Origin of the sequence: Bradyrhizobium viridifuturi (genome assembly GCF_001238275.1) — a bacterium.
GTDB classification, from domain to species: domain Bacteria; phylum Pseudomonadota; class Alphaproteobacteria; order Rhizobiales; family Xanthobacteraceae; genus Bradyrhizobium; species Bradyrhizobium viridifuturi.
The window spans coordinates 48725-64486 of sequence record NZ_LGTB01000002.1; the positions used below are offsets into that span (position 1 = coordinate 48725).

Annotated in this window: 19 protein-coding genes; 16 read left to right on the top strand and 3 right to left on the bottom strand. The window is 59.8% G+C overall.

The annotated features are described in order from the left end of the window. Entirely contained in the window at positions 1-1020 is a 1020-nt protein-coding gene (locus ALC15_RS02295; RefSeq protein WP_050625891.1) for an HlyD family secretion protein, read from the bottom strand. Between the two features lie 837 nt (positions 1021-1857). Next, a complete protein-coding gene (locus ALC15_RS02300; RefSeq protein ID WP_094193615.1) occupies positions 1858-3039 on the bottom strand; it encodes an AI-2E family transporter in 1182 nt (393 codons plus the stop codon). 138 nt (positions 3040-3177) lie between these two features. Here ALC15_RS02300 and ALC15_RS02305 point away from each other — a divergent pair, with 138 nt between their 5' ends. The 6 genes from ALC15_RS02305 (at position 3178) to ALC15_RS47100 (ending at position 7162) form a co-directional block, all read left to right on the top strand. Then, positions 3178-3627, top strand: a complete 450-nt coding sequence (locus tag ALC15_RS02305) for an LSm family protein (protein WP_050625893.1) — start codon at positions 3178-3180, stop codon at positions 3625-3627. An 8-nt stretch (positions 3628-3635) separates the two neighbouring features. Next, positions 3636-4463 (top strand): universal stress protein, encoded by an 828-nt coding sequence (locus tag ALC15_RS02310; protein ID WP_050625894.1) that lies wholly within the window; start codon positions 3636-3638, stop codon positions 4461-4463. Between the two features lie 202 nt (positions 4464-4665). Next, positions 4666-5067, top strand: coding sequence for a hypothetical protein (locus ALC15_RS02315; protein WP_050625895.1), 402 nt, complete (start codon positions 4666-4668; stop codon positions 5065-5067). A gap of 46 nt (positions 5068-5113) precedes the next feature. Further along, a complete protein-coding gene (locus tag ALC15_RS02320) occupies positions 5114-5503 on the top strand; it encodes a PRC-barrel domain-containing protein (RefSeq protein ID WP_050625896.1) in 390 nt (129 codons plus the stop codon). Between the two features lie 594 nt (positions 5504-6097). Continuing rightward, positions 6098-6715, top strand: coding sequence for an HdeD family acid-resistance protein (locus ALC15_RS02325; RefSeq protein ID WP_050625897.1), 618 nt, complete (start codon positions 6098-6100; stop codon positions 6713-6715). A gap of 291 nt (positions 6716-7006) precedes the next feature. Further along, a complete protein-coding gene (locus ALC15_RS47100) occupies positions 7007-7162 on the top strand; it encodes a LuxR C-terminal-related transcriptional regulator (protein WP_283806233.1) in 156 nt (51 codons plus the stop codon). 81 nt (positions 7163-7243) lie between these two features. Here ALC15_RS47100 and ALC15_RS02330 read toward each other — a convergent pair whose 3' ends face one another. Beyond that, positions 7244-7951 (bottom strand): helix-turn-helix domain-containing protein, encoded by a 708-nt coding sequence (locus tag ALC15_RS02330; RefSeq protein ID WP_128089411.1) that lies wholly within the window; start codon positions 7949-7951, stop codon positions 7244-7246. A gap of 236 nt (positions 7952-8187) precedes the next feature. On the opposite strand from ALC15_RS02330, the gene ALC15_RS02335 reads away from it, so the two are divergent. The 10 genes from ALC15_RS02335 (at position 8188) to ALC15_RS02380 (ending at position 15744) form a co-directional block, all read left to right on the top strand. After that, positions 8188-8700, top strand: coding sequence for a redoxin domain-containing protein (locus ALC15_RS02335; RefSeq protein WP_050626093.1), 513 nt, complete (start codon positions 8188-8190; stop codon positions 8698-8700). Next, complete coding sequence (locus ALC15_RS02340) at positions 8666-9205, top strand: DsbA family protein (protein WP_050625899.1); 540 nt, start codon at positions 8666-8668, stop codon at positions 9203-9205. Before ALC15_RS02335 ends, ALC15_RS02340 begins: the two co-directional genes overlap by 35 nt. 108 nt (positions 9206-9313) lie before the next feature. Continuing rightward, entirely contained in the window at positions 9314-9778 is a 465-nt protein-coding gene (locus ALC15_RS02345; RefSeq protein WP_050625900.1) for a PRC-barrel domain-containing protein, read from the top strand. A gap of 13 nt (positions 9779-9791) precedes the next feature. Beyond that, positions 9792-10493, top strand: coding sequence for a hypothetical protein (locus tag ALC15_RS02350; RefSeq protein ID WP_050625901.1), 702 nt, complete (start codon positions 9792-9794; stop codon positions 10491-10493). 97 nt (positions 10494-10590) lie between these two features. Then, the gene (locus ALC15_RS02355) at positions 10591-11244 is read left to right on the top strand and encodes a BON domain-containing protein (RefSeq protein WP_050626094.1); all 654 of its coding nucleotides are present in this window, start codon (positions 10591-10593) and stop codon (positions 11242-11244) included. Between the two features lie 55 nt (positions 11245-11299). Next, positions 11300-11797: an Hsp20/alpha crystallin family protein gene (locus ALC15_RS02360; protein ID WP_063781768.1), complete on the top strand. Its 498-nt coding sequence runs from the start codon at positions 11300-11302 to the stop codon at positions 11795-11797. A 135-nt stretch (positions 11798-11932) separates the two neighbouring features. Beyond that, the gene (gene dnaK, locus ALC15_RS02365) at positions 11933-13846 is read left to right on the top strand and encodes a molecular chaperone DnaK (protein WP_050625903.1); all 1914 of its coding nucleotides are present in this window, start codon (positions 11933-11935) and stop codon (positions 13844-13846) included. Positions 13847-13896: 50 nt separating this feature from the next. After that, positions 13897-14493, top strand: a complete 597-nt coding sequence (locus ALC15_RS02370) for a nucleotide exchange factor GrpE (protein WP_157860852.1) — start codon at positions 13897-13899, stop codon at positions 14491-14493. Between the two features lie 51 nt (positions 14494-14544). Next, positions 14545-15453 carry a DnaJ C-terminal domain-containing protein gene (locus ALC15_RS02375; protein ID WP_050625905.1) on the top strand — a complete coding sequence of 303 codons (909 nt, stop codon included), beginning with the start codon at positions 14545-14547 and terminating at the stop codon, positions 15451-15453. Between the two features lie 3 nt (positions 15454-15456). Continuing rightward, complete coding sequence (locus ALC15_RS02380) at positions 15457-15744, top strand: chaperone modulator CbpM (protein WP_050625906.1); 288 nt, start codon at positions 15457-15459, stop codon at positions 15742-15744. Positions 15745-15762: the final 18 nt, after the last annotated feature.

Here is a 15762-nt window from a genome sequence, read left to right on the forward strand (position 1 = left end):
TCAGGCCCCGAATATCGCAGCGATATTACGCCACAGTTCCCTCAGCGAGCGCCGATGACCGGTATCGATCGAGACCTTGACGCTCATGCCGGCGCGCAATGCAAGGCCGTCAGGAAGACGATCGAAGGAAAGGCGAACCGGTATGCGCTGCACGACCTTGACCCAGTTGCCGGTGGCATTTTGCGGCGGCAACAGGGCAAATAGCGCACCACTTGCCGGGGCCAGTGTGATTGCCTTGGCATTGAGGGGCGTATCGGGATAGGCGTCGAGCGTGACGCGCGCCGGATTGCCTTGCCGCACATAGGTGAGGTCGGTCTCCCGTATGTTAGCCTCAATGTAGAGATCATCGGTCGATACCAGAGGAAATGCTGACTGGCCGGCATTCAGAAAAGCTCCGAGCGCAATACTTTCGACATTATTTGGAATGCCGTCGAACGGCGCGACGATGGAGGTGAGTCGCAAATTGCGTACCGCCGCGTCCACAGCTGACCGCGCCTGTTTCACGGTGGCCTGCTGGTCCGTCGGCATGTCCGGATTGTCACCAAGTTGCGCCCGCGCCGCCGCGGCATCCCGCTCCAGGCTTGCCAGAGTGGCTTTGGCGGTCTGAAGGTCTCGTATCGCAGTGTCGAGCGTGGCTCGGGGTGCGGCACCAGTATCAAAAAGATGTTGCTGACGATCATAGTTGGTCTGCGCATAGTCGACCGTCGCCTTGGCCTCATCGATCTGTTTGAGCCGCGAGCGATAGATCTCGATCAGATTGCGGACCTGGTCACGCGCGATGCCCAATTGCGCCTCGGCATTGGCCAGCGCGATCCGATAAGGCTCGGGGTCAATGTTGAACAGCGGGTCGTCCTTTTTGACAGCGGTATTGGATTTTGCCGCGATGGCGACGACTTGGCCCGCGACTTGCGGACTGACCGAAACGTTTACGGCTTGGACGTAGGCGTCTTCCTCCGTGACGTAGCGGCCGGTCGTCAGATAGAGGCCCAAGGCTCCGACGATCAGCGCGACCGGACCCATGATCAGTAGAGGCCGACGCCAACGACTCTGCAACGCACCCGGTGCTTTCTGCCGGTCAGGCGCGTCCGCGCGGCGATTTTCCCGATCGAGCTGAGGCGAATGCCTAGAGGTCGTGCGGGCAGTGCTAGGCTCCCCGGCGTCCGATCTCGCTTTGAGGCCGCTATCGGTCACTATGCGATGCCTCCATATTAGTCTTCGTTTCTCGTGACATTGCGTCGCGCGGATCATCGGCACCATGATGGGTGTCATTGATTCCCGGCACTCGGACGGCCCGTGGCGGCATCAACTGAAGCACCGGGTGATAGCCAATCTCGCCGTCGCGAACCGGTATGTTCAAATCGGACAATTGCGGAGGATCTAGACGCGACACCATTTCGTGCGCGGCCCCTGACTTGGGCCGAATCGGCGACGGCTCATCAATCAAATTCGATCTCGGAATAGCCGCGTCTCTGAAGGACCGGGCCGGAGACGCGCGACCATGTTGCGCGGAGGCTAACGGGCTCGCGGGAGCATGCCTCCTTGAACAAGGCAATCGATCAAGCTGGAGCTTGACACGATAGACGCCCGACGTCGTCGTCCGCCGCGGTCGTGATGCGTCCGCGCGAAATCAAAACCGACCAGAAATTGAGCCCCGTCAATGCACGTGGCACTCTGACTTGCAAGACTAAGCTGGCGGCAATCCCTTTGTCGCTGCCCTCCTCGGGCGTTTCCTCCCTGACTTGGACCGCCGGCGCAGGCCGTGCGGTCCTTTTCTTATTCGGGTTTAGTTGCGGGGGGTTGCGGACACCGGAAACAGTAGAACCCAAACGATGAGTGCTTCGACAATCTATTCGATCATCAATTCCCGACGCCGATCCATTCACGCCACACGGTGAGCAGAGCCGCCATAATCACCGGACCAAGAAAGAGACCGATCAATCCGAACGATTGCATCCCGCCGAGAATTCCGATCAGCACCAACAGGAAGGGCAACTGCGCAGTACCCCCGATCAGTGCCGGGTGAATGAAATTGTCACCGATCAGCAGGATCGCTGCGCCGAAAACAAACAGGCCCGCTGGCGCCAGCAACGTACCGCTGTGAGCAGCCAATATGAGTGCAGCCGTGGTGAGCGCGATCCATGCGCCAAGAGGCACCATCGCCAACGCCGTCGTCAAAACCGCGAACAGAAGCGGATGCGGCACTCCCATCGCGACATACGCGATACCGATGGCGGCGCCTTTCAAGATCGCAGCCGCCATCGTCCCGTTCACGGTGGCGCGGATTGCATCGGCGATCCTGCTTATCAAGCGTGTCCCGGGATCTCCGAGTAAGCCGCCAGCGGTGGTCAGTACGCGATCTGCCAGCCAGACGCCATCGCGGAGCACTAGAAACAGTGCGATCAACGTAATTGTAAAAAGAAGCAGACGATGCACCAACGCGCCCCCGAGCGCGCCGGTCCAAGACGTGATATTTTCGATATTCACACCGTGAAGCCATCCCACCAGAACATCGGGATTGCTGAGGTTGGTGCGCCACCAGCGATCGAGATACTGGCCGGCGATAGGCAGCTGCGCGAGCCAGCCCGGGACTGCAATTCCACTCTCACGCAGACGGTTGAGCGCGCGTATGAAGGCGTCGCTTCCCTGTGCGATCTGATGCGCCGCCAAGATCACGGGCACAAGCAGAACAAGACCGGTCAGGAGCGTAAAGAGCAACGGCGCCAAAAATGACGAACGACGACCAGAGATCAGTTGCGCGAAACGAATGTAGACCGGCCAGGTTGTGATGGCGATCAACGCTGCCCAAGTCAGCGCCACCAGGAACTCGCGCGCGACCCAGAGCGCCAAAAGAATTACTGCGATCGCAATCGCGGCTTGGGCGACGGCCCGGGCGCCTGAATCGAAAGCCGGCTCTAACTTCCCGATCGCCCGAAGTTCGCCGCCGTCATCGCTCGGTATGAATTCATGAAGTTGCATAATACCTGACGATCCTCTTGCCCAGAGGCTACAACGGATGCCCCAGCACACGTTGACGGCCATCAACTGTCAGCGCCGCCGCACACCGCCCGCCGTTCCAGGGACGAGTCCCGCAATTAACGCGTGTTGATTTGACAACTGTCATAGTGTTCTCCGCCGGTCCGAGGCTGGTTGCTCGAATGAAATATCAGGGATCGCACCATGGAAGCGTTGGTTGAACTATCTGACCTCGACCGCATCCTGCTGACTCTTGCCCGCTCCAGGGATTTTCCCGACGGCTCGTCGCGCCATGGATATGATTTTATCGCACCCCTCGATCGACAAGGGCACATCGACCCGGTGCGGTGGAGAAAGTATCGGGGCTACTGTCGCGTTCGGCGATTTTGGGAAGGCGAAGACGACGAGATCGGTTATCTCGTCCACAAGCCTGGCGGGGCCGAGCACGGTCGCTGGGTTTTTACCTACAGTTCCGTCGACGATGACGATGACGAGGCCGGATACAAGTTCGGCACACACGCATTTTTTCCGGGCGAGTACGTCTCGATCACCGGACAGGACGGCAAACTCCACACATTTCGCGTAGTCACAGTTGATCCAGTCGCACTGTCGACAGCTCTGATCAAGTCATTCGAACTCGATATCAAGGTGTGAGGTCGCCAATGACGACGATCAAGGACGTCATGGTTCAGCTGGATGGAACGTCTGGGGACGATGCACGTCTGGCAGCCGCCAACCAGATCGCCGAAATCTTCGACAGCCATATCACCGGGCTATTTTTTAACGTTCTGTCGTCGCACATCCCGGACGGGCTCGATGGTGTCGACGCCAAAGGGCTGCGCGCCGCCAAGGAAGCCGGTGACGCTTCTGAAACCATAGTGTTTCAGCGCCTCACACGGCTTGAACGGCCAACCAACCTGCGCCGGTTTGACGTAGGCAGCGATACTGACATTCCCGATGCCGCTCTGCTCGTGGCGCGTACCGGCGACGCCTTCGTGGCTCTCCGCCCGAACGGCCGAGCCAAGGAACCGGAAGAGCTGATCGAAAATCTTCTGTACGGAACCGGGCGTCATCTGTTTCTGGTTCCTGACGACTGGAAGGGACTGACGCCGCTGGACAACGCCATTGTGGCCTGGAACGGAAGCCGGGAGTCGGCGCGGGCGCTCGCCGAAGCCCTGCCCTATCTGCAGCAAGCCAGCAAGGTTGGCGTGCTGGTCATCCAAGGTAAACATCAAACCGACTCCGACGCGTTGAAGGCCAATGATGCCGTGCTTCACCTCCGCCATCATGGTATAAATGCCGTAAAATATCGCGCAGTCGGCGAGGAAGACGAGACCGCCGACGTGCTGGTCGCAGAGTGCCGCGCGCTTGGTGCAAACTTGCTGGTGATGGGCAGCTACGGCCACTCGCGCCTGCATGAATTGTTGCCGGGCAGCACGACCAGTCGGATCCTGCGCCGTTCGCCGATCCCCCTGCTCATCGCACATTAGTTTAAACGGCAGCCAGCTGGGCCGACTGCGTGAGGGTCGTTTCATTGAGGGCGCTCACGAAGCGCTGCTCGCTCTGGCGGGCTCTCAAAAAAAATGCTGACGACGGCTGACAACGATCAAGGCTCGATCCCTGCGCCGCGCATTCAATGATGGGACGCGCCGAAAGGAAAGGCTCGGATCCTTCACAATCAAGGAGACTACGATGAAACGACTTCTCTTTTCTGGGGCAATACTCGCCCTTCTTGGCAGCGCCGGTGCCGGCCTAGCTCAGAGCGTGAACGACGCTCAGAGCAACAACGCTCACCCGAACCTGAACCCGGTAAAGCAACAGATGGTCAGCAGCAGCCTCGCCAGCACGCCCGCGCAAGCTGCGCCATCGGGCGTGCAGCCGCAAGTCGGTGACAAGGTTCCGGATTCTATGTCCGCGCAATCCATGCCGCAGAACGTTGGTGACCAAGTCCCCGAGACGAAAGAACTGCTCTTTGTCAAACTCCCGGATCGTATCCTGCTCATCGACCCCGACACCAAGCTGATATCCGAAATTGTCACCGAGCCGGCCACCACTGGGTCAACGGCCGGCAACCACGATCGGCAGGATCACTAATGCCTCGCCACCGCCTGGCGCAATTCTGAAGACGAAAGGACTTTTGATGAAGCCGCTCCACCTCCCGTTGCTCCAGGTAGCCATCTTGGCCGTCATAACGTTTTCGAAGCCGATCGATTACGCGGCGGCACAAGAGATCGGGCTGACGCCTCTGGAGGCAACGGAAGTCTCCACAGGTTATAGTGCCGACGCGCTCAAGCTCCGGTCGGTGGTCGGCGACAAGCACGACAGGATCGGAAGGATCAGCGACTTCATCTTTGGCAAAGACGGCAATATTTATGTGGTCGTTGCGGTAGACGATTCGACGGGCCTGTTTGGCCACCTCGTGGCCGTTCCACTCCGTCAATTCAAGCTTGACGATATGCATGACTATGCCGTTCTGCCGGGCGCAAGCCGCACTGCGCTCGCAAAGCTGCCGGTTTATGTCAGCCACTGAGAACGCCGGGACCGCATCGTAGTGCTTTCAATGTGGAGCTGACCAAGTCACTCGCGGAGCTCTTGCGGTTGCCGAGATTGTTCCGCCATCATGTATCGACGTATTCACCCGCCATCGGAAACTGCGCCAACCATTTCGGAACGGGAAGTCAGCCTCCCTGCAGCTGATGGAGCACGCGAACAATCTATTAGCAGCTGGTCAGCGCATCACGTTAGGGCAGGCCCAGCCGTGGATGGGGCCGTCACCTGGATCAGGGGAGCCCAGGTTGAGTGCCGTGAAGATATTGCACTCACGCCTGACAGCGAGCAATCACAAGACCGAAAGCACGATGGTCCGCATGATCACCGCACACGCGATTCGAAGGGTACTAATACTTGTCTGACCAGCCAAATCGCGCTCCGATCGCGGCTCAACGAAAGCTCTCTACTATCATCGCGCACGCCGCCATTGGCGGAGTTGATGGCCATCAACTTTGCACTTCTGACTCGGACAAACGGCCAATGGGTTGACAGTCGTCAGGGCGCAGCTAGCGGCCGGTGGGCTATGGTGTTGGCGAAGTAATCACACAAAGCAGTCGCGAGTTGGGAGAATGCCATGGCCAGCACCACAATGAATTCAGCCTTTGATACCGCATCCGTCGCTGCCAGCGATGGGCTCGCGCGGAACTGGTGGCTCTTCACGGTTCGCGGCGTCGTCGGAGTCCTGTTTGGCTTGATTGCGCTGTTGTTTCCCGGACCAACCATGTTGTCCCTGGTACTCTTGTTCTCGGCCTATATGCTGGTTGACGGAGCGGCAGGCATCGTTTCCGCGGTCCGTGCGATGCGCCGCCGGGATCAATGGGGCATCTTGATCTTCGAGGGTCTCCTCAACATCGCTGTTGGCATCGCCGCCGTCCTCTGGCCCGGCCTCACCGTGGTCGCGTTCGTGCTCTTAGTCGCTGCATGGGCAATCATTTCGGGTGGATTGATGATGGCGGCCGGGTTCCGCCTGAACACGAGTCATGGACGGTGGTGGTTGGTGCTCGGCGGAGTGTGTTCGCTGATTTACGGGGCGCTGCTGGTCGCTATGCCGCTAATCGGTGCGGTCGTGCTCACGTGGTGGATGGGCGCCTATGCGCTCGTATTTGGTATCTCTTTGATCATTCTGTCGTTCCAGCTCCGCTCTCGGCATCAGCACGCGGTCACACCCAATGCGGCGGGAACCCCGGCATAACGTACATTTTTATGACGCACACGCAGGCCAACCCGGCCCGCCACAAAGACCGTCTGGCTAGTGATGCCTAGAAGGCGCATGGTGCAGAGTTTCTGGACCAAAGCATAATCCAGCTAAAGCTTCCCGGCGAGTGACCAGCTTGGCGGTGTCAGCCCTGGTGGACCACCTTAACGCGAGGCGGCCCGCCTACCCGAAAGGGCCTTCGCCGCGGCGGCCGTTGATCGGTCCTCAGACCCAGGCGCCATCGAGGCCGCCTTCGCCGGCGCAGACGCATCTATTCGTGCCGAAGGGATCGCCGATGCCACGCGGCGCGTCGACAGCTTTAGTCCGCGCGAACGCGAAGTCCTGGAAGGATTAATTGGCGGTCGTTCCAATAAGGTGATCGCTCACCAGCTCGGGCGCAGCGTGCGCACGATCGGGATCCGCCGTGCGCGCATCATGCGTTAGCTTGCAGGGGGGCAGCGCCTCGGCATCATGGCGCGGCTAAGCTCGTGGCCATCCAGCCTGAAGGGCTCGCCTGGAGCGGGGTCAATCCGGAATTGCTGCCACCGAGCTTCCGCAGGAATTCGTTATCGCTTTCTTCCTCGAGACATTTCGATTGACGATCCTGACCGTGCGTTTTCCCGCCAGCCTGATCGCCCCGCGTTGTTGCAGGCTGGTGAAAGAGCGGCAAACGGTTTCGACCGATACTGCGAGATACTCGGCGATGTCGTAGCGCGTCAGTGGTAATACGACCTGACCCGCGCCATCCGACGAACGGCTCGCCAGCGCAAGCAGGAATGAGCCCACTTTTTCGACGGCCGTCACGCCGCCGATAATCAGCAACTGGTCCTGAATTCGAGACAGAGCCTGGAACGCGACATCGCGAACCTCGCGGGCAAACCCGGTGTCGTGTTGCGCCAGCTGCTCAACCCTTTGACCGGGGTAACTTGCCAGCGCCGTGTTCTCGGCGATCGCCTCAACCGTCAGATTGTCGTTTCTATTGACGACGACGAAGAAATCGCCCGGCAGCATCAAGTCCAGAATCTGCCGCCGCCCGTCTGAACGGATCGCGGAACGCCGGACCGCGCCCGAAATCACGTAGTACCAATGGGCCATCGGCTCCGAATCAATCGGAATTTCCTGGTTCCTCGCAAACAGCAGGATCTTGGCATGCTCATCCACTCGCTTCAGCGCGTGGTCCTGTACGGCTAGCATCCGCCGGTAGTAGCCCAAAGCGTGCGTTTTCGCCTTCATGGCCGCGCCCTTCCTTTTTCTGTTCTTCCGTTTCGCGTTGTTCCTACGGGCAATATCAACCTTTTCATAGCGCCGCTGATCCACCAATTCAGCAAACTTGCGTATCGTAAAATTACGTAATCGGCCGCGGCGCCGCAGCTCTACTTTCCGAAACTGGAAATTGACTGCAGTCAGTGACGCCCTGGGGCTGCACGGCTAGGAAAGAACTCGGCATCAAGCTCACGCGAGAACAACTGATGGCATCGATCCTGAGTGCCGGCACTGTCGCCCCGGACTTTACGCTGCGGGTAACGCCCGATCAGAACCTGACTCTGTCGGATCTCAGGGGAAGGAATGTCATCATCGTCTTCTACCCCGCGGACTGGTCTCCGGTGTGCGGCGATCAGGTCGCGCTGTACAACGAGCTTCTGACGGAGTTTCACAAGCACGATGCAGAAATCTTGGGAATCTCGGTTGACGGCGTCTGGTGCCACGCAGCCTTTGCACGCCATCGCAACCTCCATTTCCCCCTGCTCGCAGACTTTGAGCCCAAGGGGGAGCTCGCCAGGAAATACGGGGCTTATCGCGCCACCGAGGGCGTCTGCGAACGCGCGCTGTTTGTGCTGGATCGCGAGGGCATGATCGCGTGGAGCTATTGTTCTCCGATCGCCGTCAATCCCGGCGCAGATGGCATTCTCGACGCGCTCGAGCAACTCTCGAAGAAGGCGAACGCCCATGGTCACCTTGAAGACGCCCATCAGCAAGAGTGATCACGTTCGCGGACCGATGACGGCGGCTATCACCCTGGTCGAGTACGGCGACTATCAGTGCCCGCATTGCGGCATGGCCCATCCTATCGTCAATCAGGTGCAGGCCCATTTCCGTGACTCACTGCGATTCGTCTTTCGCCATTTCCCTCTAGCGGAGGTGCATCCCATTGCCGGGATCGCTGCCGAGAGCGCAGAATTTGCGGGCGCTGCCGGCCTGTTCTGGGAAATGCATGACGCATTGTTCGAGAATCAGAGCATTTTGAGCGTCCCAACCATATTCATGATCGCCGAGAAGCTTCGACTTCCGGAAATCGAGCTGCGCGACGCCCTCGCAACGGGACGGTACAGAAACAAGGTTCGCGGCGATTTCATGGGCGGCGTGCGCAGCGGCGTAAACGGCACGCCGGCTTTCTTCATCAACGGCGTGCGGCACGACGGCGCCTATGATTTTGCTTCGCTCGTCTCCGCCATTCAGTTGCGCATCACCGCCGACAGCCATGTCTGAGTAATGCGCGAGCCTCGCTTTGTTAGGCATTCCATTGACAACGGTCAGCGCAACCCACGGATCGCTTGGCGTAATGAACCAAAGCCAACCCAACGTCAGGAGAGAGTCATGATCGCCTTCAGCATCTTCCAACACTCGAACCGCGAACGCGAAGCGGCTTCTGCTGCATCCTGCCGTCGAGACCCCCGTTCGAGTCTCAATACGCTTGTCTGGCTCAGTCTCGCGGCCATGCTTGCTTTCGCGGCGAGCCCGGCCCTGCCGCAGGCCGGAGTTGCCCTTGTAAAAGTTGACCTTGCGGTCGTGGGGCAGGGTTATCGAATGAGCAAGCTGCTCGGCAACAGCGTTGTCAACGATAAATCCGAGAAAATCGGGACCCTTGACGACGTGATCTCCGACAAGAAGCAGCTGAATTTCGCGATCTTGCAAGTCGGCGGCTTCCTCGGTCTCGGCGGACACCTCATAGCAGTGCCTTACGAAAGCCTCGTGATTGACGACAAGGGACAAAAGATCACGCTGCCGGGCGCGTCGAAAGAGGCGCTGAAGAACCTCACCGAGTTCCACTATACTTCGTAAGCGGAACACGACGATGGCGGGAACATCGTACGACGTTCTTGACAGAACGCGAACCCGCGAAGTCACGGGCGTCTTTCATTCCAAGAAGGCGCTCGAACTCGCAGCCCAGGACCTGCTGATGACCGGCGTCGACCGAGCGGACGTCGATGTTAGCGCCTCGAGCGACGAGCTCGGACGGCGCCTCAACTATCAGGTGATCCCACCCGCCGACCTCGCCGACCTGCCGACGGCCCCGCGGCAACCGTTCACGGGCAGCGATGATCTGATCGGCGCCGAAGCCGTTGCAGGAAGTGTCGCCGGCTGCGCGGCGGCCGTCATTGTTGCAGCATTGCTCGTTGCTTGGGGGCTCGCGCCGCTGCTGATCGCTATTGTGGCTGTCCTGTGCGGCCTTGCCGCAGCGGGCATCGCCGTGTTCCGTGTGCGGCGGCGCTTGTTGCGTGAGCGATACATGGGCCTGGAGAATATCGCCGAATGGAATGGTCTTGTGATGTGGGTCCGTGTCCGCTCCCCTGAAATGGAAGCCGCCGCCCAGGAAATTCTGGTTCGGCATGGCGCGCAAGCCGTCCATATCCACGAAATCGATCTGGCGAAAACAACCGAGGATCTTCCGCTACACGCGCTTCGGCCGGATCCCTGGCTTGGAGACGAACGGCTTGGCGCCGTGCAGCTCCCACCTCATTCGCAGAACCAAGAAACTAGGAGACGCGGAAGTTGATGGTCGTCATGGCCGCCGCTCCGGACCTTCTTACAATGTTCAATCGGCGGGATCATCGGCCGAGTTGTCTTCCTCCCAGTCCACTATGGAGCCAATCATGAAGTCTGACAGCGAAATCGAACGGGACGTTCTTGAAGAATTGCGATGGGCCCCTGATCTCAATGCCGAGAACATCGCCGTCTCGGTCAAGGATGGCGTCGTTACGCTAGCGGGCTTCACCCGTAGCTACACTGATCGCCTTGAGGCCGAAGCCGCCGCGAAGCGAGTAGCCGGGGTTCATGCCGTTGCCAACGACATCGAGGTGCGCCTCCCCGAAATCGACCAGCGGCCCGATCCCGATATTGCACGCGATGCGGTTGCCGCGTTGAAATCACAACTGCCGATCTCTCATGACAAGATCAAGGTGATCGTCAAGGACGGCTGGATCACGCTCGAAGGCTCAGCCGAATGGCAATACCAGAAGACGACAGCCGAAAACGCGGTGCGGAAGATCAAGGGCGTGAAGGATGTTACCAACGTCATTCAGCTGAAGCCGGCGGTGCAACCTACCGACATTCAGCGCAAGATTCAGGAAGCATTTAAGCGCAGCGCTGAGGTCGATGCCAATCGCATTACGGTCGAAGCAAAAGGCAGCGAGGTGATCCTGAAGGGCACCGTCCGCTCCTGGACTGAGCGAGAAGAAGCCGAGCGTGTTGCCTGGTCGGCGCCCGGTGTGACGCACGTCGAAGACCGGATCGTGGTCAGCCCCTGACCACAACCTGACTACGACAAGATCCAAGCAAGACCAACCAGCAACGGAGAGCTCCATGAGACTACCATCACTTGTCCCCTTTCGTGAGACCGGCGCGCTGATGCAACCGGGCTTCGGATTGTTCGGCCTGCATCGGGAAATCGACCGCCTCTTCAACGAATTTGCGCAGGGCACGGGTGCCAATGGTGCGCCGGCGAAACTCATCCCCAATATCGACATTGCGGAAACCGACAAGGCAATCGAGGTCAGCGCGGAGATGCCCGGCCTCGAGCGCAAGGACGTCGATATATCCATTGAGGACGATACCCTCACGATTCGCGGCGAGAAGAAGATCGAGGAGGACCAGAAGGACAAGAATGTCCAGCACAGCGAGCGCAGCTACGGCGTGTTCATGCGCGTGCTGCAGCTGCCCGCCGGCGTCGACCCCTCGAAGGTGGAAGCCATGATGTCGAACGGCGTCCTGAAGATCACGATCCCGAAACCGGCCAAACCGGAGCCGAAGAAGATCGAGGTCAAGGAGGATGCAAAGCAAACCACGAAGCAAGCCGCCTGAGGCCCGGCGGGCGGTTTCTCGCGGGACGCGTCTGGCGCGCGCCCCCTCCGCGCCAAGTGCGCGTCCCGCGGGAATGCATTGCGGCGTTGGCGCAAGCGCAGAAGGCGACCGAATGGACGTTGAAGGAGAGTAGCTATGGCGAAAGCAATCGGGATTGATCTCGGAACCACAAACTCCTGTGTCGCCGTGATGGAAGGCAACAAGGCGCGAGTTATCGAGAATGCTGAGGGAGGGCGCACGACGCCTTCCATGGTCGCCTTTACGGATGATGGGGAGGTGCTGGTAGGACAGCCGGCCAAGCGCCAGAGCATCACCAATCCGGAAAATACCATCTATGCCATTAAGCGCCTGATCGGCCGCCGTTACGACGATCCGATTACCGCAAAAGACAAGACCATGGTGCCCTACCACATCGTTCCTGGCGACAACGGCGATGCCTGGGTCGAGGTCAGAGGCAAGAAATATAGCCCAAGCCAGATCAGCGCCTTCATTCTCACAAAGATGAAGGAAACCGCGGAAGCCAATCTCGGTAGCAAGGTGAGCCAGGCCGTCATTACGGTTCCCGCCTATTTCAACGATGCCCAGCGCCAGGCAACCAAGGATGCAGGTCGGATCGCGGGTCTCGAGGTGTTACGCATCATCAACGAGCCCACGGCGGCTGCCCTTGCATACGGCCTCGACAAGAAAGGGAATGCCAAGATCGCCGTGTACGATCTCGGCGGCGGCACGTTCGACGTATCCATTCTCGAAGTCGGCGACGGTGTGTTCGAGGTCAAGGCAACCAACGGCGACACTTTCCTCGGCGGCGAAGATTTCGACAAGCGCATCATAGACTATCTCGCCGACGAGTTCCGCAGGGAGAACGGCATCGACCTGCGAAAGGATCGCCTGGCGCTGCAGCGGCTCAAGGATGCGGCCGAGAAAGCCAAGATCGAGCTCTCCAGCGCGACCCAGACGGACGTTAATCTGCCGTTCATTACCGCCGACCAGAACGGGCCCAAACATCTCAACATAAAGCTTTCCCGGGCAAAGCTCGAGGCGCTCGTCGATGACTTGGTCGAGCGAACGATCGGACCGTGCCAGGCTGCTCTGAAGGATTCGGGTCTGCAGGCCTCCGATATCAACGAAGTGGTGCTGGTCGGCGGCCAGACGCGCATGCCGAAGGTACAGGATACCGTGCAGAAGTTGTTCGGCCGCGAACCCCACAAGGGTGTCAATCCGGACGAAGTCGTCGCAATCGGCGCCGCGATCCAGGCCGGGGTGCTGCAAGGTGACGTCAAGGACGTCCTGCTGCTCGACGTCACACCCTTGTCACTCGGTATCGAAACCCTGGGCGGCGTGATGACGAAACTAATCGATCGCAACACCACAATTCCAACCAAAAAGAGTCAGGTGTTCTCGACGGCAGAAGATAACCAGACCGCTGTCACCATACGCGTCTTCCAGGGCGAGCGCGAAATGGCGGCGGACAACAAGCTGTTGGGGCAATTTGATCTGGTCGGAATCCCGCCGGCGCCGCGCGGTGTTCCGCAAATCGAGGTGACATTCGACATCGACGCCAACGGCATCGTCAACGTCTCGGCGAAGGATAAGGCCAGCGGCAAGGAACAGAGCATCCGGATCCAAGCATCCGGCGGCCTGAGTGAGGCCGACATCCAGAAGATGGTCAAGGAGGCTGAGGCGCACGCCGAAGAAGACAAGCATCGCAAGGAGCTTGTCGAAGCGCGCAACCAGTGCGATGCGGCGATCTACAGCACGGAGAAGGCGCTCAAGGATGCGGAGGGCAAGATTCCTGCCGACGTCAAGCAGCAGGTCGAGCAGGCCATCGCCGACGCGAGGCAGAGCCTGAATTCCGAAAATGTCGCGTCGATCCAGCAGGCGACGCAGCGGTTGCAGCAGGCCGCCGCCAAGATCGGGGAGGCACTCAACAGGGCGGCTTCGCAGGGTGCGGGCGGTCAGGGCCCGCAAGGGAGCAGCTCTTCCGGCGGCGATGACGTGGTCGACGCCGAGTTTGAGGAAGTCAATCCCAGCGATCGCAGAGCCTCGTGATGCCAAATGCGCCGCACCTGAGGCGCGCTCACGCGAAGAGGGAGCAAGAGATGGCCGGACAGTCCAAAGTCGTTGACCAGGCTGACCCGAATGACATCGTCCGCGACAACAAACCGGACCAGGCGAGCGAGGCCGCAAACAATGACACGAAAGGCGACCAGGGTACCAGAGACCTGGCAGCCGAAAATGCTTCATTGCGAGAGCGGTTGGTGCGCGCGCTGGCAGAAACCGAAAACACGCGTCGTCAGGCCGAGCGGCGCGCCGAGGACGCGCAACGCTATGCAATAGCCAATTTCGCCCGCGAATTGCTGGAGGTTGTTGACAATCTCCATCGGGCGATCGAGGCAAGCGGTGCGCAGCCGGCCAAGGCCGAGACGGATGGCCTGGTTAGTGGGGTCGTAGCGACCGATCAGTTGCTCGCAAAAATCCTCAAGCGTTTCGGCGTAGAGCCGATCAATGCGCTTGATGCGCCATTCGATCCGGCGAGACACGAGGCCGTCATTGAGGTGGATGCAGCCGGCAAACCACCCCGCAGCGTGGTCGGGGTGCTGGAGGACGGCTACTCGCTGCACGACCGCTTGCTGCGGCCGGCACGCGTTGCAGTCGCGAAGTCTCAGCCGTCCCCACCGCAGGCGACGGAACCATGACGTTGCGTTTGTGCGGCCTTGCAGCCGCGCGCGTAGAGACAGGAGCGGACCTTGGCCGGAGATCCCTATGCGACGCTGGGCGTGAAAAAGGATGTCAGCCAGGCCGACCTCCAGAAGGCCTATCGACGTCTTGCCAAGAAGCACCACCCTGACCTCAATCCCGGCAACTCGAGCGCTGAAGAGAAATTCAAGGGGATTACCGCCGCCTATGATCTCCTGAGCGACCCTGAAAAACGCGCAAAGTTCGACCGCGGCGAGATTGACGCATCCGGTACCGAGCGGCCGCATCAGCGCTACTACCGGGATTTTGCCGATCAGGGTGACTGGTCAGGTTATACCACGTCCTCCGGTTTTGCCGATTTCGGTGATTTCGCCAGCAGCGAGGATATCCTGTCGGAAATCTTCGGACGCTCCTCTCGTGCCCGCAGGCGTGGCCAGGACGTCCGCTATCATCTCGAACTCTCGTTCCTTGATGCCATCAATGGTGGAAAGCAATCGCTGGTCCTGCCCGACGGCAGCAATCTAGAAGTCAATATTCCGCCGGGAACGCGGGACGGACAGACCCTGCGGCTGAAGGGCAAGGGCCGGCCGGCTGCGAGCGGGGGCCCGCCGGGCGATGCGCTGATCGAGGTCAGCGTACTCCCGCATGCTTACTTCAAACGCAAAGGCGACGACATCTATTTAGATCTGCCAATCTCAATCAAGGAAGCAGTGGTGGGCGCGAAGGTCGCGGTGCCGACCCCTGGCGGCACCATTGCAGCCACGGTGCCAAAATGGTCGAACACCGGCCGCGTGCTGCGGCTAAGGGGGCGCGGAGTTCCTCGTCCCGATGGGAGCAAGGGCGACGAGTACGTGACGCTCAAGATTGTGCTGCCCAAGAAACCTGATCCGGAGCTCGAAGGCTTTGTCGCCCGGTGGCAGCCGGCGGAGGAAAGTCCGCGGCAGTCGATGGGAGTATAGGACATGGAAATGCGGCAGTTGATCGAGCGAACGCATCTCGACCCGCAGGTCGTAAACACATGGATCGAAGCAGAATGGCTGTTGCCGATGGGCGTCAGAACCGGGTTCGATTTCTCGGAAGCGGACCTCGCGCGGGCGCTATTCATCCAGGATCTCAAGGTGGATTTTGGGGTGAACGACGAAGGCATCGCCATCGTCCTGCACCTGCTTGATCAGTTGCATGGCCTGCGTTCCCTTCTCAAGAATATCCGGACAGCGGATGCATTGGCATTCGGCCGAGATGACGGCTGACTTAGCAGTCATTCCACG